The organism is Lentzea sp. HUAS12 (assembly GCF_024125735.1).
GTDB lineage: Bacteria > Actinomycetota > Actinomycetes > Mycobacteriales > Pseudonocardiaceae > Lentzea > Lentzea albida.
In genome coordinates this window covers 1,989,498-2,014,916 of the sequence record NZ_CP099738.1, presented here as the reverse complement: position 1 = coordinate 2,014,916, position 25,419 = coordinate 1,989,498, and the positions used below count along the sequence as shown (strand labels likewise).

Annotated in this window: 19 protein-coding genes and 1 pseudogene; 9 read left to right on the top strand and 11 right to left on the bottom strand. The window is 64.4% G+C overall.

From position 1 onward, the window contains the following. Window positions 1–59 precede the first annotated feature (59 nt). Together ND450_RS08495 and ND450_RS08490 are read left to right on the top strand one after the other, a co-directional pair. Window positions 60–389: a hypothetical protein gene (locus ND450_RS08495; RefSeq protein WP_253325595.1), complete on the top strand. Its 330-nt coding sequence runs from the start codon at window positions 60–62 to the stop codon at window positions 387–389. Window positions 390–471: 82 nt separating this feature from the next. After that, on the top strand, window positions 472–690 hold the full coding sequence (locus ND450_RS08490; protein ID WP_253325594.1) for a hypothetical protein: 219 nt from the start codon (window positions 472–474) through the stop codon (window positions 688–690). Window positions 691–1,492: 802 nt separating this feature from the next. On the opposite strand, the gene ND450_RS08485 is transcribed toward ND450_RS08490, so the two are convergent. The 4 genes from ND450_RS08485 to ND450_RS08470 all read right to left on the bottom strand — a co-directional run bounded on the left by ND450_RS08485 (window position 1,493) and on the right by ND450_RS08470 (window position 4,162). Next, window positions 1,493–2,029 carry a hypothetical protein gene (locus ND450_RS08485; RefSeq protein ID WP_253325593.1) on the bottom strand — a complete coding sequence of 179 codons (537 nt, stop codon included), beginning with the start codon at window positions 2,027–2,029 and terminating at the stop codon, window positions 1,493–1,495. Beyond that, complete coding sequence (locus ND450_RS08480; RefSeq protein ID WP_253325592.1) at window positions 2,026–2,850, bottom strand: suppressor of fused domain protein; 825 nt, start codon at window positions 2,848–2,850, stop codon at window positions 2,026–2,028. Before ND450_RS08480 ends, ND450_RS08485 begins: the two co-directional genes overlap by 4 nt. A 206-nt stretch (window positions 2,851–3,056) precedes the next feature. After that, window positions 3,057–3,833 carry a transposase gene (locus ND450_RS08475; RefSeq protein WP_253325591.1) on the bottom strand — a complete coding sequence of 259 codons (777 nt, stop codon included), beginning with the start codon at window positions 3,831–3,833 and terminating at the stop codon, window positions 3,057–3,059. Beyond that, window positions 3,830–4,162, bottom strand: a complete 333-nt coding sequence (locus ND450_RS08470) for a hypothetical protein (protein WP_253325590.1) — start codon at window positions 4,160–4,162, stop codon at window positions 3,830–3,832. Before ND450_RS08470 ends, ND450_RS08475 begins: the two co-directional genes overlap by 4 nt. Window positions 4,163–4,376: 214 nt before the next feature. On the opposite strand from ND450_RS08470, the gene ND450_RS08465 reads away from it, so the two are divergent. Together ND450_RS08465 and ND450_RS08460 are read left to right on the top strand one after the other, a co-directional pair. After that, entirely contained in the window at window positions 4,377–5,426 is a 1,050-nt protein-coding gene (locus ND450_RS08465) for a DEAD/DEAH box helicase (protein ID WP_253325589.1), read from the top strand. Window positions 5,427–5,471: 45 nt separating this feature from the next. Next, a protein-coding gene (locus tag ND450_RS08460; protein ID WP_253325588.1) for an IS3 family transposase occupies window positions 5,472–6,637 on the top strand; the annotation gives its coding sequence in 2 pieces (ribosomal slippage) (window positions 5,472–5,756 and window positions 5,759–6,637; 1,164 coding nt in all). A 57-nt stretch (window positions 6,638–6,694) separates the two neighbouring features. Here the strand turns inward: ND450_RS08460 and ND450_RS08455 are convergent. Further along, complete coding sequence (locus ND450_RS08455; protein ID WP_253325587.1) at window positions 6,695–7,717, bottom strand: DUF4238 domain-containing protein; 1,023 nt, start codon at window positions 7,715–7,717, stop codon at window positions 6,695–6,697. 196 nt (window positions 7,718–7,913) lie between these two features. Between ND450_RS08455 and ND450_RS08450 the strand changes: the two genes are divergently transcribed. Beyond that, complete coding sequence (locus ND450_RS08450) at window positions 7,914–8,906, top strand: hypothetical protein (protein WP_253325586.1); 993 nt, start codon at window positions 7,914–7,916, stop codon at window positions 8,904–8,906. A 36-nt stretch (window positions 8,907–8,942) separates the two neighbouring features. Here the strand turns inward: ND450_RS08450 and ND450_RS08445 are convergent, their stop codons facing one another. The 4 genes from ND450_RS08445 to ND450_RS08430 all read right to left on the bottom strand — a co-directional run bounded on the left by ND450_RS08445 (window position 8,943) and on the right by ND450_RS08430 (window position 16,403). Then, window positions 8,943–10,634 carry a hypothetical protein gene (locus tag ND450_RS08445; RefSeq protein ID WP_253325585.1) on the bottom strand — a complete coding sequence of 564 codons (1,692 nt, stop codon included), beginning with the start codon at window positions 10,632–10,634 and terminating at the stop codon, window positions 8,943–8,945. 179 nt (window positions 10,635–10,813) lie between these two features. Then, on the bottom strand, window positions 10,814–14,077 hold the full coding sequence (locus ND450_RS08440; RefSeq protein ID WP_253325584.1) for a hypothetical protein: 3,264 nt from the start codon (window positions 14,075–14,077) through the stop codon (window positions 10,814–10,816). 367 nt (window positions 14,078–14,444) lie between these two features. Continuing rightward, entirely contained in the window at window positions 14,445–14,891 is a 447-nt protein-coding gene (locus tag ND450_RS08435) for an integrase (RefSeq protein WP_253325583.1), read from the bottom strand. 774 nt (window positions 14,892–15,665) lie between these two features. Beyond that, window positions 15,666–16,403 carry a hypothetical protein gene (locus tag ND450_RS08430; RefSeq protein WP_253325582.1) on the bottom strand — a complete coding sequence of 246 codons (738 nt, stop codon included), beginning with the start codon at window positions 16,401–16,403 and terminating at the stop codon, window positions 15,666–15,668. Window positions 16,404–16,552: 149 nt separating this feature from the next. Between ND450_RS08430 and ND450_RS45690 the strand changes: the two genes are divergently transcribed. The 3 genes and pseudogenes from ND450_RS45690 to ND450_RS08420 all read left to right on the top strand — a co-directional run. Beyond that, a complete protein-coding gene (locus tag ND450_RS45690) occupies window positions 16,553–16,681 on the top strand; it encodes a hypothetical protein (RefSeq protein WP_256557469.1) in 129 nt (42 codons plus the stop codon). 544 nt (window positions 16,682–17,225) lie between these two features. Then, entirely contained in the window at window positions 17,226–18,674 is a 1,449-nt protein-coding gene (gene ltrA, locus ND450_RS08425; protein WP_253325581.1) for a group II intron reverse transcriptase/maturase, read from the top strand. A 107-nt stretch (window positions 18,675–18,781) separates the two neighbouring features. Continuing rightward, window positions 18,782–19,258, top strand: a pseudogene (locus ND450_RS08420) (IS3 family transposase); the annotation flags it as partial. 105 nt (window positions 19,259–19,363) lie between these two features. Here the strand turns inward: ND450_RS08420 and ND450_RS08415 are convergent. Next, a complete protein-coding gene (locus tag ND450_RS08415; protein WP_253325580.1) occupies window positions 19,364–20,710 on the bottom strand; it encodes a hypothetical protein in 1,347 nt (448 codons plus the stop codon). A 291-nt stretch (window positions 20,711–21,001) separates the two neighbouring features. Continuing rightward, window positions 21,002–21,460, bottom strand: a complete 459-nt coding sequence (locus ND450_RS08410; RefSeq protein ID WP_253325579.1) for a hypothetical protein — start codon at window positions 21,458–21,460, stop codon at window positions 21,002–21,004. Window positions 21,461–21,708: 248 nt separating this feature from the next. Between ND450_RS08410 and ND450_RS08405 the strand changes: the two genes are divergently transcribed. Next, a complete protein-coding gene (locus ND450_RS08405) occupies window positions 21,709–25,326 on the top strand; it encodes a helix-turn-helix domain-containing protein (RefSeq protein WP_253325578.1) in 3,618 nt (1,205 codons plus the stop codon). The last annotated feature ends 93 nt before the right edge of the window (window positions 25,327–25,419 follow it).

Here is a 25,419-nt window from a genome sequence, read left to right as displayed (position 1 = left end):
AACACGCCACACGCATCCAATCGAACATATGTGCGATTGCAGTGATAGGTTCTCGCGTCATGGATCGGCAGCTTCTCAAACCGTCCCCAATGGACGGCCAGCTCACGCACAGGTACGACTCGACCGGACGGTCGGTGGCCATCTTGCCCGCGAGGTGCAAACTCGGCCGGCACACGCTCGGCCACTCTCAGTTCCGCGCGATCGCGCACGACGGTGAAGCTCACATCAGCTGCCTGGCCTGCGCCACCGACAACGCCGACCACTCCTGGCGCCTGACCGCCACCGCACCGCCACCCGACAGCGCCGAACTGTCCGAGGAACGGTACTTCGAGCTCGTCCTGCACCGCACCCAACGAGCTTTGATCCCGGCGGGCAGCCATGGGGCTTAACAGTCCATTCACGACATGGGAAGGCGACAACATCCACGGCCGAAGGCCCGTTCTCACGGGCGTAGGTGTCCGGCTGGACAAGTTGTTCGCCCGACCACCCGGCGCCGAGAGGCACGCCATCGCGACCGGACTCGACCTGACCGGCGAGGTGCAAGGCCGACTGCACGGACGCTTTCCCAGCATCGAGGGTGACTGGCTCGGCGTGGTCAACTACGAGATCAGCTACGCCGACGGCCGCCGCGACAAGCTGTACCTCGTCGACCAACTCGTACCGTTCCACGTCTTACGCAAACGCGGTTAGGGATGTAGCGACGCCCCCTGAGCGGCGGGAAGCACCACGCTGCTTCAGGGTTCAACGCCGAGGAGCCTCAGAGTGGGCGCCCCTCGGTGTTCTCAACGAGAACGCGGGCGAGTGAGGGAGTGCCCATCGTTCGGGGTACTGGCGTTACCTCCTCCACCTCCACCCAGCGGCCTAGCCTGAGTCATGGCCCAGATCGACCACCGCGCCGAGGTCCGCGAGTTCCTCATCTCGCCGCGGGCGCACATCGCCCCCGAACAGGCAGGACTACCCGCCTACTGCGGCAGCAACCGCCGCGCTACGGAACCGGATGTTGCGCGAAGTACCACTCACGCGGTTATTTCGTCACCGCCTTCCTCCGCAAGCAGGTCCGCCGTTGAGCGGGCCGCGCCCGGTCACGTTGCCGCCGCTTATGAACTGGCCGAGGGGGAACCGCCGGCGACAGCGCAACGGAGCGCGCCGCGCGAGGCTAGTGAACGCATTCCCGGTCGGCTCAACCCCGCGTCGTCGAGCCGCCCGGAGTGGCTGGACAGCTGACTTCGCCATCCTGCCCTAATCTCAGACGGCCGAACGCGGTATCCACAATGGCCTCAAGCCGCCCCATGACGGCAAACCACGTGCAGTAGACGCGCTGCTCCCCAAGGAGGTGCTAAGGACGCCCCGATGCTTAATATCGCGAAGATCGCACAAGCGCATGATCATGAACAGGAGAAGGCACCTTTGCGAAAGGCGGAGAGATAAGGCAAAATATGGAGAGAAAGTTGCACTGCCTACGAACCGAATTACCGATGTTTAGATATCAGGGCTAGGAGTACTTTCGGGCTAGCCGTTCAATTCTCCGCAAGATGTCGTCCCAAACAGATGCCGTCGGCTCTACTTCGATCAACAAACGCATAGTTTCCTTCGGGTCGACGCGGCATCTTTCTGCAACCATGTGCAACGCAGCGGTAGAGACTTCGTCGGCGTCTTCGACTTGAAGATCTGCTAGTACCAGCATTTCAAAACCAATGACGGACGCAACCCGCCTACGCAGAATGACGCGCTCGCTGTAAGAAAGAAGTTGAGAGCAAGCGTTGGTCGAGATCGCGAGCTCAAGAGCAGAAGCGAACAGTGCATCAACCTCAACCTCTTGGTTCTCCAAGCGTAGCAGTCTAATTTTCTTGTAGTCATGCCGGTAGATGCGAATGGCTTTACCGAGCTTCATTCGCGCCTCGATTCGACGCTTCCCTCGTTCTTCCCTCTCCGCTTTCCTTGCGCCAATGAGCAAGCTCGTTAACCCGCCAGATATCGCGCCAAATATCGCGCTGACCACGAACGTCGGTACGTTCCACATTTCACTCATCGGACCTGCCCGCATTGATGCGTGGTGTCTCGGCAATGGTAATCACAATGCACAGACATCCAGGGGACGGCAGGCAGAGATCTCGCGAGCCGCTTCTGCTGCCGCTTCCTAGCGCGCCGCTCCTCTCTACCTTCCGGGGCAAATAGGCACTGACGGTACAGGTCGATCGGTATAGGAGCATGACACGCTAGCTGCGCCTCGAGCTCCAAAAGGTCCTTCTCCTGCTCACCAAAGTGCAGCTCATGCCGAGTTATTGGATAGACCCAGATAAAATCGACACATCTTCCACTCGGAAGTTTCAGGTGATCGACGTCTTCCGACTCATGGATGAGAGACCGGAAGAACCAGTGGGTAAATATCGAACCAGGAAACAGGGCGTTTGCGATCCCGTTTTTCTCGTCGTATACGCACCACGTGTGGTGCTTACCGATAACCTCACGCACCTCGTGTGGAAAACGCGCGACTTCGATCATCCTGCGAAGGAGCCATTGCGTTTCAGGCGAAGAGAAGTCCCAGTCGGCTGGCAAGTATGTCACGATCTCCACGGGATGACCACGCTCGCCACCTCTCCAATGAACATCCACAGCACCCATACCAGAGGTCGCAACCGTGACATAGGACCGATCAACGGTTGCCCCGTATGTGTAGACATCTACATGAACTGCAGTGGAGACCTTTTCATGCCGCACACTGTTATAGTGGCCTCCGAAGAATCTCCGATAATGCTCTTCAATCGCACGACGGTCATCGTGCGAATATCGAATTGCATCATCGGAAGGTTCTCTGGAGTGAAGTTCGTCGTGCGGCAGGTCCAGGTCCATTGGGTCGCCTTCTTCTATCCGAAACTGTAACGTCCAGGCACCTCATTGAGACGTCGTAATTGGCTGCATCATCGTTACGGGTGCTGCGCTCGACCGCTGAGCTACCGTTTCAAGGTGTGACGAACCCATGTGAGGTGCCAAAGCTAGGCCCGGCGGTCTGACCTGCGCCTCAGTCCTGTGCGTGCCGAAAACCTCATCCACGCAGGTTAAGCGGCATAGCGATACTCATGGATGACTCCGCCTAGACGATCATGCCGCTCTACTCTGAAGCGTTCGATCTGATCGGGTTCGAGAGGCTGGGGCCGGACCTGCAGGGGCGCCGCGGCGGCAAGTGATCGGTGGGTGCGGTGCTCACTGTAGTACCGCTCGTACTCCCGCAGCGCGTGGCGTCGGTGTGCCTGATTCCAGATCAGTGTGCGGTTCAGCGATTCGGCACGAAGTGTCCTGACCCAGCGTTCCATGATCGAGTTCATGCGGGGCATCCGGACGCCGGTCGGCACCGTGTCGATCCCGGCGGTGCCGAGGATTTTGTCTATCAACGCTGGGTATTTGGCGTCGCGGTCGTTCGCCGTGGATCCGTCGATACCCGCACGAGGGGTTCTCGGTTGCCAGGTGCAGGACGAGACGCGGATCGAAGCAACCGTGCATGGACGTCCAGGCCCTCGGTTCACGCTCGTACGGGCATGGTGGCGCTTCATCAAGTCGCGATGCCACCTCAGCACCGTGTCCGGGTTGACCAGCAGCCGAAGTCGGCGCAGCGTCGCGCGTCCCAAGGGAACGAGCAAGGCTGCGAACAACGCCCTATGCTCAGGCCGCGATCGAGGGCGCTGATCGCCGAGCTGTCGTTGCAGGACCGCGAGTTGGTGGCGTGGCGCCAGGATCTCGACGTCCTTGTCTCGATCGGTCATGCGCAGAAGCCACAGCGCGGCGAAGGCGTGGGAGACGGCGAGGTAGGCAACGCGGACCAGCACGGCCGCGATCATGCCGGATGATGATCGCTAACACGCCGATCACTGCTGACCTGCACGGACGTATTTCCCGGCACGCACAACGAGTCGGCCTCGCTCTCACGATCGAGGCGCCGATGCAGGGCAGCGACAGTGCGGTCGCACAGCACGATCATCACCTTACGGGGCACGACGCTGCCGCCCAGCCGCGAACCAAGGAAGTTGACGAGATCGAACGGCTTCGTGGCCGCGTTGAGCAACCTCGCCCACCCGCGACCTACCGGGCTCGGCAGCCGCGCGACAAGCCGTACCAGCGCCAGCAACGCACGCATGATCAGGAAGCCGAGCAGCATGTGGAACAGCAACTGTTCCAGTGTGCACCTGCGACAACCACCGCCGTCGAATGCATCTAACACAGCTGGTCGGCGGCAAGCACTGTGTCTGAACCGTTGCACTCATTCCTCCTAATAGGTGAACTTGAACTAGCCCGGTTAACGAAAAGGCCTGTTCAGTTCGATGGCTCGCACACAGGGGGCAAGCGGGGTTCTCCTGTAGCGCGGCCGAACGGGAGGGGCCAAGGTGACGGAACTGCAGTCGAACCTCTGGTCGTTCGAGAACATCCGATTCACCCTGTACGAATCGGCGACCACACCTCGGTGGCGCATCCCTCAACGCGGCGCCTTGGCGGCTTTGCTCGCCCACTGGTCCCTTCCAAGAACCACACCCGCCTTGATTTCGTTGCCCACCGGCACCGGAAAGTCCGCCGTTGCCTTGGCCGCGCCGTTCTTGCTGTCCGCGAAACGGGTACTTGCCGTTGTTCCTTCGATAGAACTGCGTCAGCAGCTCAGCAGCGCCTTCTGCGATCTCTCCCTGCTGCAACGCATCGGCGCCATCGATGGCGGCGCACCGCGAGTTCTCGAGCTCAAGGCTCGCGTCCAGGACTGGACAGACATCGACCAGTACGAGGTCGTCGTCGCTTCGCCTGGAACCATCAGCCCAGTTCACTACATCGACTCGCCGCCACCTGCCGACCTCTTCGACCTGATCATCATTGACGAGGCACATCACAGCACCGCTCCCACGTGGCGCGCGATCCTCGAGCACTTCGACCAAGCGAAGTCCGTCCTCCTCACGGCAACGCCACGGCGACTCGACGGTCAAAGGCTGCCTGGCGAGCACGTCTACCACTACCCCCTGCGGCAGGCACTCGAAGAGCACATTTTCAAACCGATCAAGCCGGTCATCCTCGACCAGGCCCACTGGGGAACCCGCGGCGAGACCGATCAGGCCGTGCTGGAAGCCATGGTCAAACTTCTCAGAACCGACGAGCACAAGAGCAGCACCCTGCTGGTACGCGCAGCGTCCAGGCAACGAGCAGCCCAGCTCGCAGAGCTATACCGGGCCGCCGACGTTGACATCGAAGTGCTCCACTCAGGACTGTCCGCCGCCCGCCAGAGACAGATCACTTCAGACCTCCGGTCCGGCCGACTGCGAGCTGTATCAGTGGTCGGCATGCTGATCGAGGGTTTCGACCTGCCAAGCCTGAGGCTCCTCGCCTATCACGACAAGCACCGGTCGTTGCCCGCCACAGCACAACTGATCGGAAGGGTCTGCTGCACCGATAGGTGACATCTGAGTTGGCTTGCCGTGATGGCGAGCTGGGAGGATGTCGCTGTGCCCAAGCCCTATCCCCAGGAGTTCCGCGACGATGTCGTGCGGGTCGCCCGTGACCGCGAGCCCGGCGTGACCGTCGAGCAGATCGCCAAGGACTTCGGGGTCCACCCAATGACGTTGTTCAAGTGGCTGCGCCAGGCCGAGATCGAGGACGGCGCCAAGCCCGGTGCGAGCCGGGCCGAGTCGGCCGAGCTGCGCGAGGCGCGTAAGCGGATCAAGCTGCTGGAGCAGGAGAACGAGGTCCTGCGCCGGGCGACCGCGTACTTGTCGCAGGCGAACCTGCCGGGAAAAGGCTCTACCCGCTCGTGAACGAGCTGGCCGCGGACGGGATTCCCGTCGCGGTGACGTGCCGGGTGTTGAACATCGCTCGACAGCCGTACTACCGGTGGCGTGCCCGCCCGGTCGCCGTCACTGAACTCGAGCGGGCGCGGCGGGCGAACGCGTTGTTCGACGCGCACCGCGATGATCCGGAGTTCGGCTACCGGTTCCTGGCCGACGAGGCGCGCGACGCCGGCCTGTCGATGTCGGATCGGACCGCGTGGCGGATCTGCTCGTCGATGGGCTGGTGGAGCGCGTTCGGCAAGAAACGCGGCCGCAACGGCAAGAAGGCCGGCCCGCCGGTCCATGACGATCTGGTCCGGCGTGACTTCACCGCGACCGCGCCGAACCTGTTGTGGCTGGCCGACATCACCGAACACCGCACCACAGAAGGAAAGTTGTATCTGTGCGCGGTCAAGGACGTCTGCTCCAACCGGATCGTCGGCTACTCGATCGATTCCCGGATGAAGTCCCGCCTCGCCGTCACCGCGCTCACCAACGCCCTCGCCCGCCGCGGTGACGTCGCCGGCTGCGTGGTGCACACCGACCGCGGATCGCAATTCCGATCAAGGAAGTTCGTCCGTGCACTTGCTCGCCACGGCCTGTCCGGGTCGATGGGCAGGGTGGGCGCGGCGGGTGACAACGCGGCGATGGAAAGCTTCTTCGCGTTGCTGCAGAACAACGTTCTCGACCGCCGCACCTGGTCCACCCGTGACGAGCTGCGGATCGCGATCGTCACCTGGATCGAACGCACCTACCACCGCCGCAGACGCCAAGCCGCCCTCGGCAGGTTGACCCCCATCGAATACGAAGTAATCATGTCCACGCCAGCCAGTCAGGCTGCGTGACTACAACTGTCACCTATCGGTGCAGCAGACCCCAATGTGGTCGAGATCGCGTACTCTCTAATCGCTCCCGTCGTCGTACGGCACGTAGGAGTGCAACATCCTTTGACCGTTGGACTCGACGCCATCTTCGCCGACCAACACTGCGCTGTTGAACCTGATCGCGGGGCGAAGCGCTTTGAGCGTGATGCCTGCGAGCACGTCCTCATCTGCTGGCCTAGCGATCACAAACTCATGGCACGCTGCCGCGAGGTGCCGGTTCACTTGAGCAACCCGCTCACCGCCGATCACGTGTCGGTGCTCTGGGTAGTGTGGACGGAGCACCAACAGATGCTGCGGCCCTAGCGGGAACCACACCTCATCGGCGTTCCCAAGCCCGACACCCGACCAACCGAGCGCTCGGCGGTCATGCTTCCAAACGGCCACTGGCCGGTCTGTTGTCACGAAACTTGGTCCCCGGCTGATCTCGACCGCCCACGCCATCTCAACGAGGTGTGGCAGGAGCTTTTCTCGCGCCGCCCGGAAGGTCAGCTCGAGCAACTCTTCCTTCTTGGGTGTTCCGTTGATCAGGATGTAGTTCGCGAAGTCCAACGCACCCTGGAGCTCCGACTCAGAAGGAGGCGCGCCGAGATGCTTCTCCGTGAGGAACCTCCGCATCCCCTCCCTACTCACCGGCGACTCACCGGTGAACTCAGCGGCGCTGGCCGGAAACGTCCATCTCTGCATGTGCTCGGGAGTACGTGCGAGCTGGATCGCGATCAGGAAGCTGACCTCCTTACGGATCTCCGTTCGCTTGCGCGGAGTTCGGCCGTCTCGTAGCTCCGCCAGGTGTCCCCTGAGCGGTCGTTCGACCTCTGACAGCGCCACTTCTATAGAGTCGTCCATACCGGACTCAGTGCGAACCGAGTACAGATCTGTCTCTACCGCAACTCGCCTAGTGCTGGCACAGAACGGGAGAGGTCGGTCGCGGCGGCGCACGGCGACCTGCCCCCCGCGGTCTGCCCACCCGGCTAGATAGGACATCGGCAGGAAGTGGTGCCGCTTCCGACGCTGCCCAACGCCGTCGACATCACGCTCAGACATCTCAGAATGGTATTCGATCCACCACAATGCTCGACCGAGCCGGCGACATCATGGCGCACGTTCCCGCGCCGCCAACGACTCCGAGCTCCAAGGCGACACCTGCGCGGCGACCGAACGGACAGCGCCACGGCAAGAGTTCAAGCGCTACACCGCATGGCTTCCCGGCCTACGCGACACCTGACCATATGCTGCTCCGATGAAGTGCCAGCGCGACGTCGCGCTTCTTCTCGACCTTGCCGCGGAACCTGGGGTTGACTGGGCGCGCCTCGCAGATATCGGAACCTTCGTCGCAGCGTTGGCGAACGTGGGACTGGTGTCGTTCGCCGTGTTCCAGCTCGTCCTGCTGCGCCGGCAGGTTCGCCTAGCCTCTGACCAGACCGCAGCCACGAAGGCGACCGTTGAGGTCGCTCGGGATTCCGCCGCTGTGGCACGAAGCGCCGTCCTGGAGGCCGCCAGGATCAGAGTTGATGAGCACGCTCCACGCGTCATCGCCCTGATGGAAGACCCTGCCTGGCCACCGCTGGTCGATTCGACACGTTCGGCCATGCCGAACGCAGGTGACCTGCGACTGCTTAATCACCGCTCGCTCGCCGCGAGCCGTGATGCAACGCCTGCCACGCCTTTCGTCTTCGACGGCCAGCGCGAATGGTTCATGTGGTTCAAAATGCGCGGGGTACTCATCAACGAAGGCAGCGGGACCGCCCGTGTCCGACTCGATGGTGAAGCACAGTTCGTCGAAGGTAGCTCCGAACTACTTCCAACCAGCGGATCCACCATGCCACCACCACCCGCGGTGGGAACGCCCGACCGGAACGAGTACCTCCTCCGCCCTGGCCAGTCGGCAGTGTTCGAATGGGGCTACGGCCACACGCTGGGCGAGTGGGCTGACGCCTTCGAGAACCCGAGTCCCCCAAATCCGCGCGGAGCCTGCTTCTTGACTGTAACGGTCATGGACTACTTCGAACACGGCGTTATCGACCACATTTTCATCGAAATGGCCGGCCGCCCGATCAGGCCAATTCCAGGAGCGCTCGGCCAGTGGGGGGTGCCAGAAGACCGATCGCAGGCCGAGCTCGGCATCGTCGTCTATCCACTCCAAAGAACATATCGTTCAGAAGGCTGGAATGGTTTGGAACCCCCTTGGGCGGAGGTTTACAAGCCCTGGAGTGATAAGAATCAGCCGAGCTGATTCGGGCTAGGTATACTCAAGAACACGGGCGGGCCGTCATGTCAGCTCGCCCGTGTTCTGGTCGGCCGCCAGCCGGAGCAGCTGAGAAGCCAGGTCCCGCACTACGTCAGTTTCGGCCTGCACGCCTTCGTACAGGGCTGGCTGGAGGTCGGGCATCTGCCGACGGATCTCGGCCGTCACCTGCTTAACCGGCAGCCATCCCGGCAGTTCTCGCAGGCCACAATTGATCCCCACGAACCGCATGGTGTTGATGTCGCGTTCCTCGCTCCACTGTGCGATCCCGCGCAAGATGCAGGGCAGCAAGCCTGGGTCTGCCGCCAAAGCCGTCGCGACCAACTCACCTACGTTCTCATTGCTGCTGAGGTGGGCAGCCCAGCCCATCAGGTGCTTCATGTGCAGTTCGTTGGCCGCCCAGAGCTGCGATTCCTGCCACGACTGCGACTGAAGCAGTTGCGAGACTCGGTCAGCAGCCGCGTCGGCCAACTCCGCACGCTCTGCCTTCCGGGCAATGAACATCAACTCGCGAAGCAGATGGGCGGCGACCGCGAGCGGCTGCTGATCGGCGGCCTCGTCAATCAGCCGGGCGAACGTGGCGTCGTCAGCGTTGCGCGCCACGGCTGCGGCAAGCCTGGCCGTCGTCGACAACGACCAAGAAAGGAAGCTCACGGTCTCTGGCAACGTCGCCGCGTATGGTGCTGCAGCTTGCAGCCGTCGGCACAGCTCCGCATCAAACGGCCGACTATCCACCCGCGACCACGGCCGTGCCGAGTCAAGCAGCTCACGGTGCTCGCGGGCGAGACGCTGCGACTCGGTCTCGACGTCCTCCTCGACTTCTGGAGGAGCTGGCGGAGCTTCGGCCACATCATCACGTCTCCAAGCGGCGCTAAGGGCAGCGGAAGCCCGCTGCAGTGCAGTAATCGCCTCGACCAGACCCTCGTCATCGTCAACATGGCCGGGGTGAGGCCAAGTTGACGCTGCGTCGACCACGTCGCCCGCAGAACGCTCCACCCACTGGCACCACGGTACGAGCCGCTGCTCGATCGCCGAAATGGCGTGCAGCTCCGCAATCACCACAATTGCCAGAGGGCGCAGGACCTTCACAGCTTCCTGCAACGCTTCCAGAAGCGCCTGCCGATAGGGAACCGTCTCGTAGTGCGATGGCTCAACGGTCAACCGCTCACCGGTATCAGCGCTGTAGATGGGCATGCGGTCGTTCGCCTGGCGACGGAGCCCTTGCCACGCGACCGAAGCCCGCTGCGCCGCCTCACGTTCATGCCGCGCGGTCTCGATCAGTTGCCCCACCGCGCGGGCGAGGTTGACCACCGTCGACGCCGCAGCGTGCGCGACCCCGAGTTCGTGCGGCGTGAACGACAGTTCAGCTACCTCGCGGGCCTCGTCGTCGCTCAACGGCCAAGCCCTGGTCGGCTGCTCGTGATGCTCGCTCAGCTGCAGTTCCTTCCACTCGTGCAGCAGCTCAGGCGGGTAGTGCTCCCAGGTGTCATCGATCTCGAACGCGTGCTCTTCGCACAACAACAGGAGGTTGTCTGCGCTTCGGTTCTCCTCCGCGGACATCCCGTCCTTCCAACGAGGACCGCCCTGCCGCCGCGCGTGGATGTGCGCGACCCTGCTGTTGAGAATCGTCTCGCCGGTGTCGTTGTTCATCCGGTACAGCGGCTTGCGGCAGTCGGGCTTCGCGCAACGGAAGGCCGTCCCGTACAGCTGCTTCACCGTCGTCGACGTCGGAAGCGGGTGAACGATAGGCCTCGGCCTCTCGGCCCCCTCGGCGGTGTCCGTCATACTGACATTCTCGCGCCTGCCGCAGTCCTGACAGGGCGGCACGCCGAGGGTCCGAACACGAGGTACCTGTCGTACTCGGCCACGCTTGAACGTCGCCAGTAGTTCAAGCGCTACGGTGTCCGCTCGATCGCTGCGCGAACGCTGAACCTGCAGTCGTGGCTCAACATCATGTGGATGTCATCAGTGTTGGTCTTTGTCGTGGCGGCAAGGCCGTGAGCGAGTGCTAGTCGTACGACTCCGGAGGGGTCAGCAGCCAAACGTCGCCCGATGTCTTCCTCGCTGTTGTCGATCTCTGCCCAGCAACGTGCGGCGAAAGCCCGAATCGACGGCGAGCGTGAAACGGCGAGCGCAAGCAGGTCGTGCCTGAAGGTGCTTGCCGGCGCCTGAGCCAGTGCACTCTGTAGCAGTCGAGGGTTCTCGATGTCGCCGTCCATGAGGGTCAGCAACAGGTTGCGAGCAATGCGGTCTCGTTCTTGTTCGTCTTCGGCGGCGATGACCAGCAGTCTGTTAGCCGCGAGCACCAGTTCCTTCGGGGAGGTGAGCCGCAGAGAGAAAGGATCATCTTCGCCGCTGCTGATTCCTTGTCCGGCGGCGATTGGTCGTATGGCGTCGAGGATCCTGGTCCGAAGGCCGGTATCGAGCGACACAACACCGCACCGTTGGATAAAGGCGGCGATCGCGTCGATCGCCTCGCGACGCTCGACGTTCAACTCTCGTTGTTCCAGGGCGATCTCGAGCATGGCGGTCACAAACCGGGCGCGGCGATCCGGGTCGCAGATGCGAGCGAACCTGGCCACGCTCACGAGGTCACTCCCGAAACCTGCAGAGCCTGGCGTGTAGGTGCGTGGTCGTGCCGCAGCCTCCAGCGCTTTGTGGGCGTACTCGACGACAACAGGTGTCCGCACGTCCAATTCGTCCAGCACATGCATGAGCCACGGTGCTTCGTCCGCGGCGACGGCAGCTGATAACCGCTCGACTAGATACTTCTTCGCCGGCGACAGGAGCTCCAAAGCACGTTTGATGGCTCGGGGCACAGCTCTTTCCGTAATGCACACCAAGTCTGCGAACTGGTGTGCGGCATCGACGATCAGGTTGGGGTGCATCCGCGCGCACCCCAGAACCAAGTCGACGTGCGCCTCTATGGTCCGCCCTAGCCCTCCCGTTCCAGCAATCGGCGCTAGGCGAGCGAGCAACCTACCTGCCGCATCACGTGACGAGGCCCATACCAAGGCGGCAAGAGCTTTGAGCAGAGTCTCGTTCGCTCCCAGAATCGCCCAGCCACGGACGGGCCCCGCAGTGATCAGACGTCCTTCCAACTTCTCGAACAGCTCGCACGCGTGCTGTTCGGGAACCAGATCACCATGCGCGCCGAGGAACTCGTACGCGGCCCTCGCTTCCCAGAGCGGCCCGTCGACCCATGACTGCTCGGGCGTCAGTTCTTCATCGGGTTGCTTCTGCAGCAGCGCTGCCGCCTTCTTGTGCTTGGCGCCGCGCAGATAGTGGCCGACGGCCAGCCGCACGTTTCCATCGCTCTGGGCGGTACCCAAGCTCTCTTCACACTGCCGCTGATTCGCCAGCGCTGCCCCGGTCGACATTCGGTGTCTCAAGCGCATGAACGCGCGGTGCGCACGATCATGATCCTCCGAGGTGAGTGCTTCCAGACCACGAGCCATCAGCTGATCCTTGCCCTCGAACACGCTGAGCTTGTGGCTCCAGGGAAGCGACTGCGCGGTGTAGTGCGTCTCGTAACCCATGCTCGGACCGCCAAGAGCGAAACGCAGATTACGCAGGTCGTATAGCCACGTGCGCACTTCGGCGTACATCTGCTCACGAGTGCCGCTGGCGACCGCCTGCTTGTAACTTTCAACTGCGGCCGCGACATCATTGCTCCGCGCGAGCGCCTGCCCATGTCGAGCGTGCGCCAACACTCGCAGTGCAGGACCGCAGTCTGCCTCGATTGACGCCAACAGGGACGACCAGTCTCCACGACACTCCGCCACGGCGATTCGTATGCGCCCGACGAACTCCACAGCATTGTCGGACGCTGTCTCCGCATGCCTGAGAGCGCGGTCGCACAAGCTCTCGAAGGCATCAGGGCTGCCAGCAGCGAGCGCCTCTTCCGCCAACCACAGCAGCAATTCACCAGCGAACTCGTCATCATCGCGCACAGCCGTGATCCGCTCGACGACGTCTGGCAACGACATGTCGCCAGCTTCGTAGCGCAACACGGCGAACACCGCCGTTCCAACTCGCGCGGAGACTTCCGGCGACTGTTGGAACTCGTCCATGAGCCTAAGTTCTTGGGGGAATTGGGAGGGAACCTCCCCACGGCGCACTGGGTCCCAGGCTGCCACAACGGCCGCGCGCACCGCTGCGTTGTGCTGTCCACTCGCCCGCAACGCCCGCGTCAGTTGCGGCTGCAGGCTGGCCGCCTGATGGATGTAGCCGCCTCCCTGCAAGGCTGCCATCACCGACATGTACTGCTTGGCAGCAGCTCTCGGGTCCGAGCTGGACAGGTTATCCGCGCCAGTGAGCTGGTCCCTCAGCTCACCGCTGGCAAAAGGGCCGTGAAGGACGACATCTGGGCTGAAGATCGGACCGACCTCGCCCTGAGGCTGGATGACTCGTCTGAACTCGAGTCCGTCTGCGGCAAGCTCACCACACAGGTCCTGAGCGTTGGTGAACATTCGGTCGGCTGAAAGGTTGTTGCAGGTCACCTGCAGACTGCGCCAGGCCGTATCGACCCGGGAGGAATCGACCATCCCGCTGGCCAGCAAGGCATGCACAGTCTGCAGGTCCCGGCCGCCCGGCTGGAGGTCGAACGCCATCACTCGAACCACTGAACAGAACGTTTGAAAAACGTCGCGCGTAATCTCAGAGCCCGTCTCCCGCCTCCAGAGGCGCCGCACGTGTTCTCTGAAGGTGGATAACGCCTTTCGCTCACCTGCATTGTTAGTCAGTTGCTCATCACCGGACGATGGAGGCGCCAACGCCAACCGGCTTACCACGGCGACTAGGTCGTGGTGGACCGATTTCGGAGCTTCCATGTCAGTTGCGATCACGATGCGGTCGATGGCCGGGTTCCAGTCCCGCTCCGTCTCCGGCTCCGCTCCCCCGTTGGGTGGCCTTCGAAGGAACATCTGCACCGCCTGCTCGAGCGCCTGCGCAAGCGGTGACGTCTCCGACGAGCCGAGTTGGAGTCTCTTCTTCGCCTGTATGGCGACGAAACCCTCGTTGCTGGTGAAGGCCACGATGTCGTCAACCGGGTAACCAGCCTGCAGCCCCACATGCGTGAGCCAGCTCGCCGTACGTGGCCACGGCCGCGCCGCACTCGCTGGCAAGGGAACTTCCGCCAGCATGTGCGTGGCAAGCATGGCGCCTACCTGAATCTCGAACCTGAAGCCGCTAGCCGCCGCTGAGCCCCCACTGCTACTGGTCGCCACCCGTGGACCATAGCGGTTACAGCCGACACACACATGGGCCACCATTGAGAGACTGCCGAAGACGGATAGCCACCCATAGGAAAAATATTCAGGCTTCGCGGCAATGATATTACTCCGCACCAGCGGTCAGCATTGCGCCGCACAACCCGAAATCTGGTCAACCGACCCTCAAGGACAACCAGCTATCAGCTGACTAATCCGCCATAAGAATACAGCCTGATTGGCCCTCTAATCTGGCGGCGATCTATCCATACCTACATGAACACACAAACCGCGCAAGCTTGCTACCGGTGGGGGTTCAAGTCCCCCTCGGACACGGAATTACCCCACGAGAGTAATCGTCTCGGTGGGGTAATTGCTTTATGAAGGAACGCCGGTAACCCCAGCCGGCATTCTTTCGCGCCATACGCTCGATCAACGCCACTACGGTCTCATCGACCCGCGGGCGACCACTCCGGTTCGGATAGGTCCACTTCTTGGCGACCAGGCGCCGATGCCACCGCAACACCGTGCCCGGCGACATCAAGCGGTGCTCCCGGAGCCAGCGAGGTAGCCGCCGCACCAACGCGGCCAGCACAGCGCGGTCAGCCCAGTCCAACCGCGGTCGACCATGAGTACGGCGCAACATCGCGACCTCATACCGAAACACCAACAACTCCACTTCCTTCGCTGCTGAAGACCGGCAGAGCAGGACCAACCAGCCGCCCAGCTTGACGAAGATGAGGTACAGCAGTCGCAGCGCCACGCCCACGATCATGCCGACCGAACGACAGGACCCGACCACCGCAGCTCAACGCATGTGTGCAGAGTTCTGGCACCCCATACGGGTGCTCTTTCGCGTCCCACTCGCCGTTCTCGAGCATGGCGAGCTCGCGGGTGCTCTCCCAGACGAGTCGCCGCGAGTAGCGCTTGTCCCGGACCTGCCCCGCGTCGTCGGTCCAGCGGCGCACGACCCCACCAGGGTCGCCGACTTCCGGGTGGAGGTCGGTCAGCAGGGCGTAGTACTCGTACTGCGGGCTCAATCGATCCTAGTTCCGCCGGGGACGGGCTGTGCTGCCGGATTACGCAGTCCGGCAGCACAACTGGCGCGCGTCCGACGTCGCCAACCCCTGCCCCGCAACAGGACCCGCGCGGCAACCCGGACGTAGGCGCTCTGCAGCACCGCATCCCGTGCGGCGTGACCGGCCTACCGGCCCACGAGCAGCTGTCCGAGCACCGCGGCGAGCGCGGTGAGCAGGTACAGCGCGACCGGTCTGCGCAGTGCCCCTCCGACCTCGCCACCGCGCTCCAGACCAGGCCTGGTCGAACTCCCAGACCTCTTCGGTGCCGTCGTCGAGGAGGATGTGCATCCGGTTGAACTCCTCATGGACGCGGGCGAGCGCACCGCCGGCCTGCGCCCAAGCGTCGACCACGGCAGGCGGACAGGGCGCTCGACGGTCCGCACACCAACCAGCACGTGATCGCGACCTGCCCGGACACGACCGGCGAGGTGCGCGGACGGCTCGGCGCGACGGCACCTTCAGCTGCCGTCGATTCGGTGCAGCGTCCACCCGTTGGTGTCGCGGTTGTACCGGACCCTGCACTCGAAGTCCTTGCGGGCAGGCGTGTCCGCTCCTGCCGACCACTGGACCGTGGCGACCACGAAGTAGTCGAAGTACTCGTCCACGTCGGAGGCGGTCACGCTGCTGTGTCCCAGTTCGGCGTCAGCCGGAGTGCCGAGGCGTTCCGCTGCCATCTGCCGGCAGAAGGACGTCGCGGAGTCCTTCAGCTCCTCACGCCTGTCCGGGTCGGGCCAGTGCAGGTCGCTCAACCACACTCCTGCGGCCCCGACGACCGCGAGGACGACGACCGCCGGGATCCACCCGGCGAGCCGCCGGACCACCTGGCTGCCGCTCCCCCGCGGCACCGAGCGGTACGACCCGGCGGGCGGCGCGGGTGAGGACAGCGCTGCGTACGGACTGTCCGAGTGCACGTCGGCGGGGTCGAACGGGCTCCACGGGTTGGGCGACGGCGGCTCAGAAGGCGTGCCAGGGTCATGCGGCTGAGGCGGCGGAACTGGCCGTGCGGCCATCTGCGCGGCGATGGCGTTCGACCATGCCTGGTGTACCGCTGCCTGCGCATCATGATTGCGCTGGTGGAGCCACTGCTCGGTGTACGGCTCAGGCCCGCCTGGCCGGTGCTGGTTCGGGTAGTCCACGCCGACGGCCTGCGCCTGCCAACCGTCGTCACGGTCGTTCGGACCGGTTGGAGAGTCCATGGAGTGCTCCTGCCCTCGGGACGGCCTACTCGAGGACATCGGACGCATGGGCTCGTTGGTTACCCGCAGACGACTGGAACCCAGTGACGTCCGCTGGAAGTCGTTAGCGACCCAGGCGCTGCTGCTCCGCCTGCACCACCCGCTGCTTGGTGAACCGCAAGTTCCACCGACTGAAACCGAACGAACTGTGGGTCACCGACATCGAGCGCCACGAGGCGCTGCTGGACCGAGTGGAGGTGGGAGACCTTCACCGCCGTGTCGTCGCAGCGACGCGGTGAAGCTGGGGGCAGCCTGATCCCCGAGGCGGGGGTGAGGGCGGTAAGCCGCCCCGACAACGCCGGGACGGGCCAGTACTGCCAGATGGTGCGGGCCCGGCAAGCGAGACGGAAGGGCGCACGTGAGGAACCAGCGGCTGAACGCCTCTCAAGAGAGCCACCAGCTCCAATCTGGCGGATCTGGGCTGGATAGCAACGCGCACCCGGACGGCGGCGAGCACGATCGCGCTGCCACGAGGGGAACTCCTGGGCTGGTTGATGTCGCCGGTCGGGAGGCCACGGTGAAGGTCTGCGGCGTAGCCGTGGCGATGTTGCAGGGGCATAGCTGGGCGCCGGCCCCGTCGATCGGATCAGCAGTGAACGTGGGAACCATCCCGGCGGTCCCCGACCCGCACCGCGGCCGGTGGTGTGGTGGGAAGGCTCGTCGTCAGCTGACGCTGCCGGGGTGGGGCGGAGGACCCGTAGTAGTCCGAGATCGGGAAAGCCGGTCGCATGGCGAAGGGGTCCAGCGTGTTCGCAGCACGGAAGCAGGACGAGGAGTGCGCTGGTGAATATCGGTGATCCGTGGCCTGACCTCGACGAGGCCGAACTGCGGGTACTCGCGATGCAGAGAAAGCTGCACCATTGGGCGAAGACCGATCCTGGTCGGCGCTTCGATGATCTCCATAATCTCGTCTATGACCCGTTCTTCCTCGTGGTCGCGTGGGAACGGGTGCGGGGCAACAAGGGCGCACGCACCGCCGGGGTCGACGGGATCGCTCCGCGATCTGTCGGCTTCGGCGCCGGGGAACTGCTGTCACGACTGCGAGCGCAGCTCAAGGCCGGGCAGTTCGTTCCCCAGCGGGTGCGGGAGAAGACGATTCCGAAGGCGTCGGGCAAGATCCGGCGTCTCGGGATCCCGACGACCGCGGACCGGGTCGTGCAGGCCGTGGTGAAGCTGGTGCTCGAGCCGATCTTCGAGGCGGACTTCCAGCCATGTTCCTATGGTTTCCGTCCGAGGCGCCGGGCCCAGGACGCGATCGCCGAGATCCATTACCTCGCCTCACCGTCTCGGAACTACGAGTGGGTGTTCGAGGCCGACATCGCGGCGTGTTTCGACGAGATCGACCACACCGCGCTCCTGGCGCGGCTGCGTGGACGTATCTCCGACAAGCGGGTTCTGGGTTGGGTGGCGACGTTCCTGCGGGCCGGGATCCTCTCCGAGGAGGGTCTGCACCGCGAGACGACCACCGGCACCCCGCAGGGTGGGATCTTGTCGCCGTTGCTAGCCAACATCGCCTTGTCCGTGCTGGACGAGCACTTCGCCCGGAAGTGGGCGGCGCTGGGTCCGGAGTGGACACGCGCCAAGCACCGCCGCGCCGGTGGCCCGGTCATGAAACTCGTCCGCTACGCGGACGACTTCGTGGTCATGGTCGGCGGCCGTCGCGAGCATGCCGAAGCGTTGTGGGACGAGGTTGCCGCGGTGCTCGCACCGATGGGCCTGCGCCTGTCGGTGGAGAAGACCAGGGTCTGTCACATCGACGAGGGGTTCGACTTCCTGGGCTGGCACATCCAGCGCCAAGTCTGGCGGAGCCGAACTGGCAAGCGGGCGGTCTACACCTACCCGTCGAAAAAGGCGCTGGCCTCAATCGTCGGGAAGATACGAGACCTGACCCGTCGAGCGAACCATCGAACGCTCGCGGATCTGCTGCACCGGCTCAACCCGGTGTTGCGGGGTTGGTGCACCTATTTCCAGCACGGCGTGTCGTCGCGGACCTTCGGCTATGTCGACCACTTCGCCTTCTGGCGGGTCGTCGGCTGGCTCCGCAAACGACACGTCGGGCTGAACATGCACACCCTGGTCCGGCGTTTCCTGCCAGGATGGCAGATCCGCGCCGGAAGGATCGAGTTGTTCCGCCCGGAGATGGTGGCCATCGTGCGCTACCGCTACCAGGGAGCTCGCATCCCCACGCCGTGGGCAAGCGCGCCAACCAGAATTGCTGCCCCAGTGGCATGAACACGTGGAGAGCCGGATGCGGTGGAAGTCGCACGTCCGGTTCGGAGGGCGGGCCCCGGAAACCCACCAGCAGAAATGCTGGCAGGGCGCCAGGGTCCGACCCCTACACCGAACACCGCACCACAGAGGGAAAGTTGTATCTGTGTGCGGTCAAGGACGTCTGCTCCAACCGGATCGTGGGCTACTCGATCGACTCCCGGATGAAGTCCCGTCTCGCCGTCACCGCGCTCACCAACGCCCTCGCCCGGCGAGGTGAGGTCGCTGGCTGCGTGGTGCACACCGACCGCGGATCGCAATTCCGATCAAGGAAATTCGTCCGTGCACTTGCCCGCCACGGCCTGTCCGGGTCGATGGGCAGGGTGGGCGCGGCGGGTGACAACGCGGCGATGGAAAGCTTCTTCGCGTTGCTGCAGAACAACGTTCTCGACCGCCGCACCTGGTCCACCCGTGACGAGCTGCGGATCGCGATCGTCACCTGGATCGAACGCACCTATCACCGCCGCAGACGCCAAGCCGGTCTCGGCAGGTTGACCCCCATCGAATACGAAGTAATCATGTCCGCGTCAGCCAGTCAGGCTGCGTGACTACAACTGTCACCTACTCGTGCAGCAGACCCAAGCGGCTCAGCGAAAAGGTGCGGTGGACTGGGTTCCCGCGCCGACGCCTGCGTGGTTCCGGTCTCGGCCGCGCTACTTCTGTAGCTCGAAGGAGGTGATGTCGAGCCGGCCAGTGGCGATTAGGACCACAACGATGATCAAGGTCGCCACGCTCCAAAATGAAGTACTGAATCGCGAGTAGGTCTCCAGTGAGTCGGCCGCGCTCCGCGCGGCTCTAGACAACCAGGTGGACCGCGTGGCGCGGAGAACCGGCAAAGGTGCGCCCTCGCTGTCGAACGCATCGATCCTGCTAGCGATCTCGGCGTGGAGTCGTAGGGTCGCGGGACCGGCAACGATGATGATCACGTCACGCAGGACTTGAGTGACCTCGGGCGGGTAGCTAGGCGCAAGTGAGTCGGTGCGGGCCAAGAACAGACGCAGTCGGCGGGCACACCCGTGCAGTACGGAACCGATGGGGTGATCGCCCGACACGATGTCCACTCGCCGCGCAGCCGCAGTCAGTGTCCGTGAGGTGCGCGCGAGGTGCGCCCGGCGTCGACCGAGCGGGTCGACCACGCCCCAGCGCCGAATCGGCGAGTGCTGCGTGTCGAGGTGGATGCAACGGTGGGCCAGGACCGCAGCGACAGTGGAGGGCATGGACCGGTCGACGGCCCACTTCACAATCGTCACGACGAGCCAGACCAGCACGAAACTCGCCATCCACAACAGGTCGACCAGGTCCTGGGTCGTGAACTGCGCTGCTGCGGGCGATCGTGGCGGAGCGGGGGACGCCGTCGTGGCGCCGTAGGCGATAAGCGTGTTGAGCACACCGATCATGCCGGACGCGCCCGCGCAGAAGCGCAACTGAGACCACAGGTACACGCGGCGCTGAAACTCCACGCGGCGGGCCAGTGCAACCTCGCCGACGGGGAAGACGAAGCGGGGTAGGGAGCCGGTGACCGGGTCACGGTAGGCGCGCACCGAGTACGACATCGCACGCAACAACGACACGACACCGAGCAGCGTGCCGAGAACGACCGCGGGAGGAAAGAGAGCCGCAGCCGAGACTTCGCGGCCCTGAATCAAGGGTCCCGCCAGGCGTGGTGAGCACACCACGACCGAGGCGACGAATCCCACGCAAAGCATCCACACTGTCCGTGAGTACACGGTGCGCGCGAACGGGCCGGTCAGGTCACTCAGGACGTGGACGAACCAGCCTGTTCTGGACTGGCGCCACCTGGTCCGCAACACGATCCTGCGCGCCTTTAGCGACAGCATCCTTGGAACAGCGGTGACACGATTGCCCGCGCCGTTGGAGGTCTCTCGGACCAGATCGCTCAGAACGAAGCTGGCCCGCGCGAACACGATGAACCCGAGAAACACGACGAGCGTGGCCGCCGGAGCGGACAGCGTGATCACGAGAATGCTGCGCAACGTCACCGCCACTGGGTACCACAGCGGCGCGATGAGGTGATCGTTGGATGGAAGACTGACTCGCGTCATCAGCCGGACGAATCAACGAGAACAGTTCTCTGCAGCGCCGCACCGGCCCAGATCTGGCAGGAACACGGATGCACGGCCAGCTCGACATCAGTAACTCAAATCGGACAACTCGATTCGTATTCCAGTCCAACGGAAGCCACGTCGACTGCGCATTCGCGTGGAGAGCACGCAGCCGACGTGGGCCGATCACGCTTCGTCAAGCGGCGTCCGGATACTGCTGATCCCCCGTCAGCACACCACCTGGTGGTTCGCTCCGGCGGTGTAGGTCTCCGCGTAGTGCCGGCCGTCGGGCCAGGTCAGCTTCACCTGGAAGCGCACGCACGTTGCTCCAGGGGCGTAGACCTGTTTGGTGTAGCTCGGCTGGTCGTAGTAGTCCGGGGGTTCCACCAGTTCGCCCGGCACCGCATCGGACCAGATCCTCTTGAGCGTCTGCCCGCCCGCGGGGTTCCCGCGGACCCGGATCCAGTTGGTCTGGCAGCTGTAGGAGTAGTAGACGTCGACGTAGGAGACGACCTGGCCGTACTCGGTCTCGATGCCGCGCGTCGCGATGAGTCCCGCGTTCTGGTTGCAGGCCGGCGAACCCGCATCGGGGTAGGTGCCGTGGTGCTGGGGCCCAGCGTGGGCCGTGCCCGTCAACATGGTCGTTGCAGCGACCGTGGCAGCCGCAGCTGCGGCTACCTTGGCCATTCTCGCGATGATGGTCATCAGCGGTCCTCTTGATGTCGGCCGGGCGGGTTGCCCGGGGCACAACACCATTGACCTGCGAGAACGCCCTCTACGACCAGACTCTGCGCTGGTCCCGGACGGTTTCGGCGACAACTCCGTACACATCCGTACGCCATTGCGGCCAGTTGTCGGGTAGGCCGCTCTTTCGGTGGGACCGGCCTACCTGGGATGCGGCTAGCTTGAGGACGACGCCGATACCGGGAGGACGGGTGGAAATTCTTACCGGAGACGAATTCGCGCGGGAGCTGGGCGCGCGACGCGCGAGATCTGGGAAGTCCTATCGGCTGCTGTCCACGGAGATCGGGCTTGGGCAAGCGACGATTTCCGGTTGGTGCACCGGTAGGCACCTGCCGCAAACCACGGTGACCGACCGCTTTGTGGCGTTGCTGGACGCGTTGAAGGTGCCAGCCGCCGAAAAGGACACGTTTCTGGACGCGCTGGTTCGCCTGCGGTCGGTTCGCGGTGCCGCTGCTAGTCCCGATACCAATCCCTATCCGGGTTTGCGTGCCTTTCGGGTCGACGAAGCGGATCGCTTCTTCGGGCGGGAGGAGCTGACCGCCCGCCTAGTCTCTGCGGTCGCGGCCGGGTCTGTGATCGTTGTCGGTGCGTCCGGTAGTGGAAAGACGTCGCTCCTGCGCGCGGGGCTCGTGCCCGCGTTGGCCTCACCGGTCGTGTTCGTTTCGGTCGGCGCCGTCGATGCGCTCGCTTCCGCGGCCGATAGCGCAGTGGTCGTGGTCGACCATCTCGAGGAGCTGTTCACCCTGCACTCCGATGAAGAAGTGCGGCGGGAGTTTCTGGCGAAGGTGTCAGCCCGGTCGGCGCCGGTTGTGTTCGGGTTGCGCGCCGATTTCTACGACCAAGCCCTGCGATACCCGTTCCTCGCGGGGCTGCTGCGTGACCGTCAGGTGATCGTCGAGCCGATGACCGGTGCGGAGCTGCGCGAGGTCGTGGTCCGGCCCGCTGCCGCGGTGGAGTTGCCCCTGGAACCGGGTCTGGTGGAGCTGCTGGTGCGGGACACGGCAGGTGCGGCGGCCGGATTGCCTCTGTTGTCGCATGCGGTGCACGCCACGGTAGAGCACTTCATGGCGGAGGCGGGCACAGAAGGCCGGGTGGTGCGGGTTGAGCACTATCAGGGTGTCGGCGGTGTGCACGGCGCGATCGCGCGCAGCGCTGCCCTCGCCGTCCAGGCGATTCCCACAGGATCGTTGCCACTGGTCCGGCAATTGTTCCTGCGCTTGGTCAGAATCGACGACGATGCCGCTGACACCCGGCGCCGGATCGGCTTCGACGAGATGTTCGATGGACGGACCGACGAGGAGGTCGACGCCCTCTCGACGGTTCTCGACGTGTTCGTCACGTATCGGCTTTTGACCGTGGACGCGGACAGCGTGGAGATCAGTCATGAGGCGCTGCTCTCGGCGTGGCCGCTGCTTTCGGAGTGGCTGGCCGAGGACCGGGTCGGCAGGCACGTACACAGCCGACTCACGGCCGCGTCGAAGCGGTGGAGGGCATCGGACGACGCCGATGATCACCTCTACCGCAACTCCGAGCTGGCTGCCGCAGAAGCCTGGGCGACCACCGCCGGTACCGGAACGCTCAACCGGTTGGAGACAGAGTTCCTGGCTGCGTCGGCCCGGTCGCGTGCCGCTGGCACCGAGGCCGAACGCCGTCGTGTACAGCACCGCAACCGCCTGATCACCGCCCTACTGGCGCTGACGCTGGTCGCGACCGGGACGACGATCTACGCGCGGTCGGTGTCCACCGCGGCGGACGCTCAACGGACCGCGGAACGTTCCCGAGCGCTCGCAGCTACAGCGAACCGGTTGCGCGACAAGGATCCGACGCTGGCCGGCCAGCTCGCACTCGCCGCATACCGGATCACACCGACGCCAGAAGCTCGGTCCGCGCTGCTCGACGCAGCCTCCAGGCCTCTGGCCACTCGTCTGCGCGCTCCGCACGGCAGCGCCGGATCCTTGGCAGTCAAAGGAGACCTGCTGGCGGTCGGTAGCGACACAGGTGAGGTCACGCTCACCGGAGCTGGCGGCGCCACGGTTGGCGCCGTCGACGCTGAGGGAGCCGTGAGCGCGATGGCGGTGAGCAAGGACGGCACGCTGCTGGCCGCAGCTGGTGGCAGCGGCGTGGTGTCGGTCTGGAGGCTGCAGGCCGGTGGTCCGCCGGTTGCGTTGACCCGCCACAACGCCGGGTCCGCGCGGGTGTTCGCGCTGGCGTTCAGTCCAGATGGGACGGCGCTCGCGGCGGCGAGCGGGGATCTCGCGGTCCGCCTGTGGCAGGTGGGCAGCGGCGACGCGCCCACGATCTTGACCGGACCGCGCGAGGCGGTGAAAGGCGTGGCATTCACCCCGGACGGTGCCCGGATCGCCGCAGGTGGCGACGATGGAACAGTGCACGTCTGGGAGATGTCCGGCAACAGTCCCCCGATCGTGCTCACAGGCCCGACCAGCAAGGTGTACTCGATCGCCGTGTCCCCGGACGGCCGATCACTGGTGGCAGGCACCTCCAGCGAGCATGTGATCTATCGGTGGAACCTCGACAACCCCGGCCAGGCACCCGACCGATTCACCGGACCGGAAAGCTGGATCAACGTTGTCGCCTTCAGCCCTGACGGCAGCCGCCTCGCCGCAGGGAGCTCCGACACCCGTCTATGGCAGTGGGACCTGCAGTCAGGCCGGTCACTGAACACCCTGCCCCATCCGAAGCCTGTGACCGCCATCGAGTTCAAGGACGACCGCACACCGGTCACCTTGGCCACGGACGGTATCGCCCGAGTATGGAGCGGCACCGGACCAGTGCTCACAGGACCGGATGCACAGGTGTACTCAGCTTCCTTCGACATGGCCGGGCGCCGGCTGCTAATCGGCTCGGGTGACAACACCGCTCGCCTCTGGGACGTCTCAGATCCCCTTCATCCATCCTTAGCCACACCGGCTGTCAACGGTGACCCTACGGCGAGACTCAGCGGAGCATCAGCGATCACGCCCGACGGCAACACACTCATCCTCGGTACAACGGATGGCTCGATCAGCGTCCAGTCGCCCGGCGGCAAACCGGTGAACCTGCCTCTCGCCACCGCGACCGTGCAAGCCGTCGTGCTCGACCGCACAGGCCGCACCGCGGCAGTGTCCAGCGACGACGGCACCGTGCACCTGGTGGACCTCACCGAACCCGCGAACCCTCGTGCCGGGGCGGTGCTGTCCGCGTCGACGGGCATTGCCTACGGCACCCGTTTCAGTCCCGATGGACGACTGCTCGCCGTCGGCACCGCAGGCAGCGAGGGACACCTGTGGGATCTCACCGACCGCGCGAAACCACGTCTGCTGACCACCGTCAGCGGCTTCCACGGCCCCGTGTACGCCGCCGCCTTCAACCACGACGGCAGCCTCGCCGCCTTCGCCGGCTCTGACTACGCAGTACGCCTCGTTGACCTGACCCGACCGGCAAGCCCTGTTGCCCTGGATCGACCGTTGCTCGGACCGGTGGGCGAGGTCTACGAGCTCGCGTTCCACCCGAACAGGGATGAACTGGCCGTCAGTAGCGTCGACGGCACGATTCGTTTGTGGGATCTCACCGCACCCAGCGAACCAGTCGCGATCGGCACCCTCGATGCCGGAGACGGCCTGCTGACCGCGGCATTCTCAGCAGATGGCCGCCGCCTGGCAGCAGGCGGCCGCAGCGGAACCACCCGCATGTGGCACATCGAGCCAGAGGAGGCGGCGTCGCTGATCTGCACCACCGCCGGCGCACCCATCACACCTGAGGAGTGGGCGCAGTTCGTACCCGACCACCCGTACACCCCGCCATGCGGATGATGCCTGTGAGCCAGGGACATTCCTATGCGGAATTCCGGCGAGTGCCCCGAGCGATGTGCACCGCATCAAGACCCCTGCTGGAGATTCAGCGGG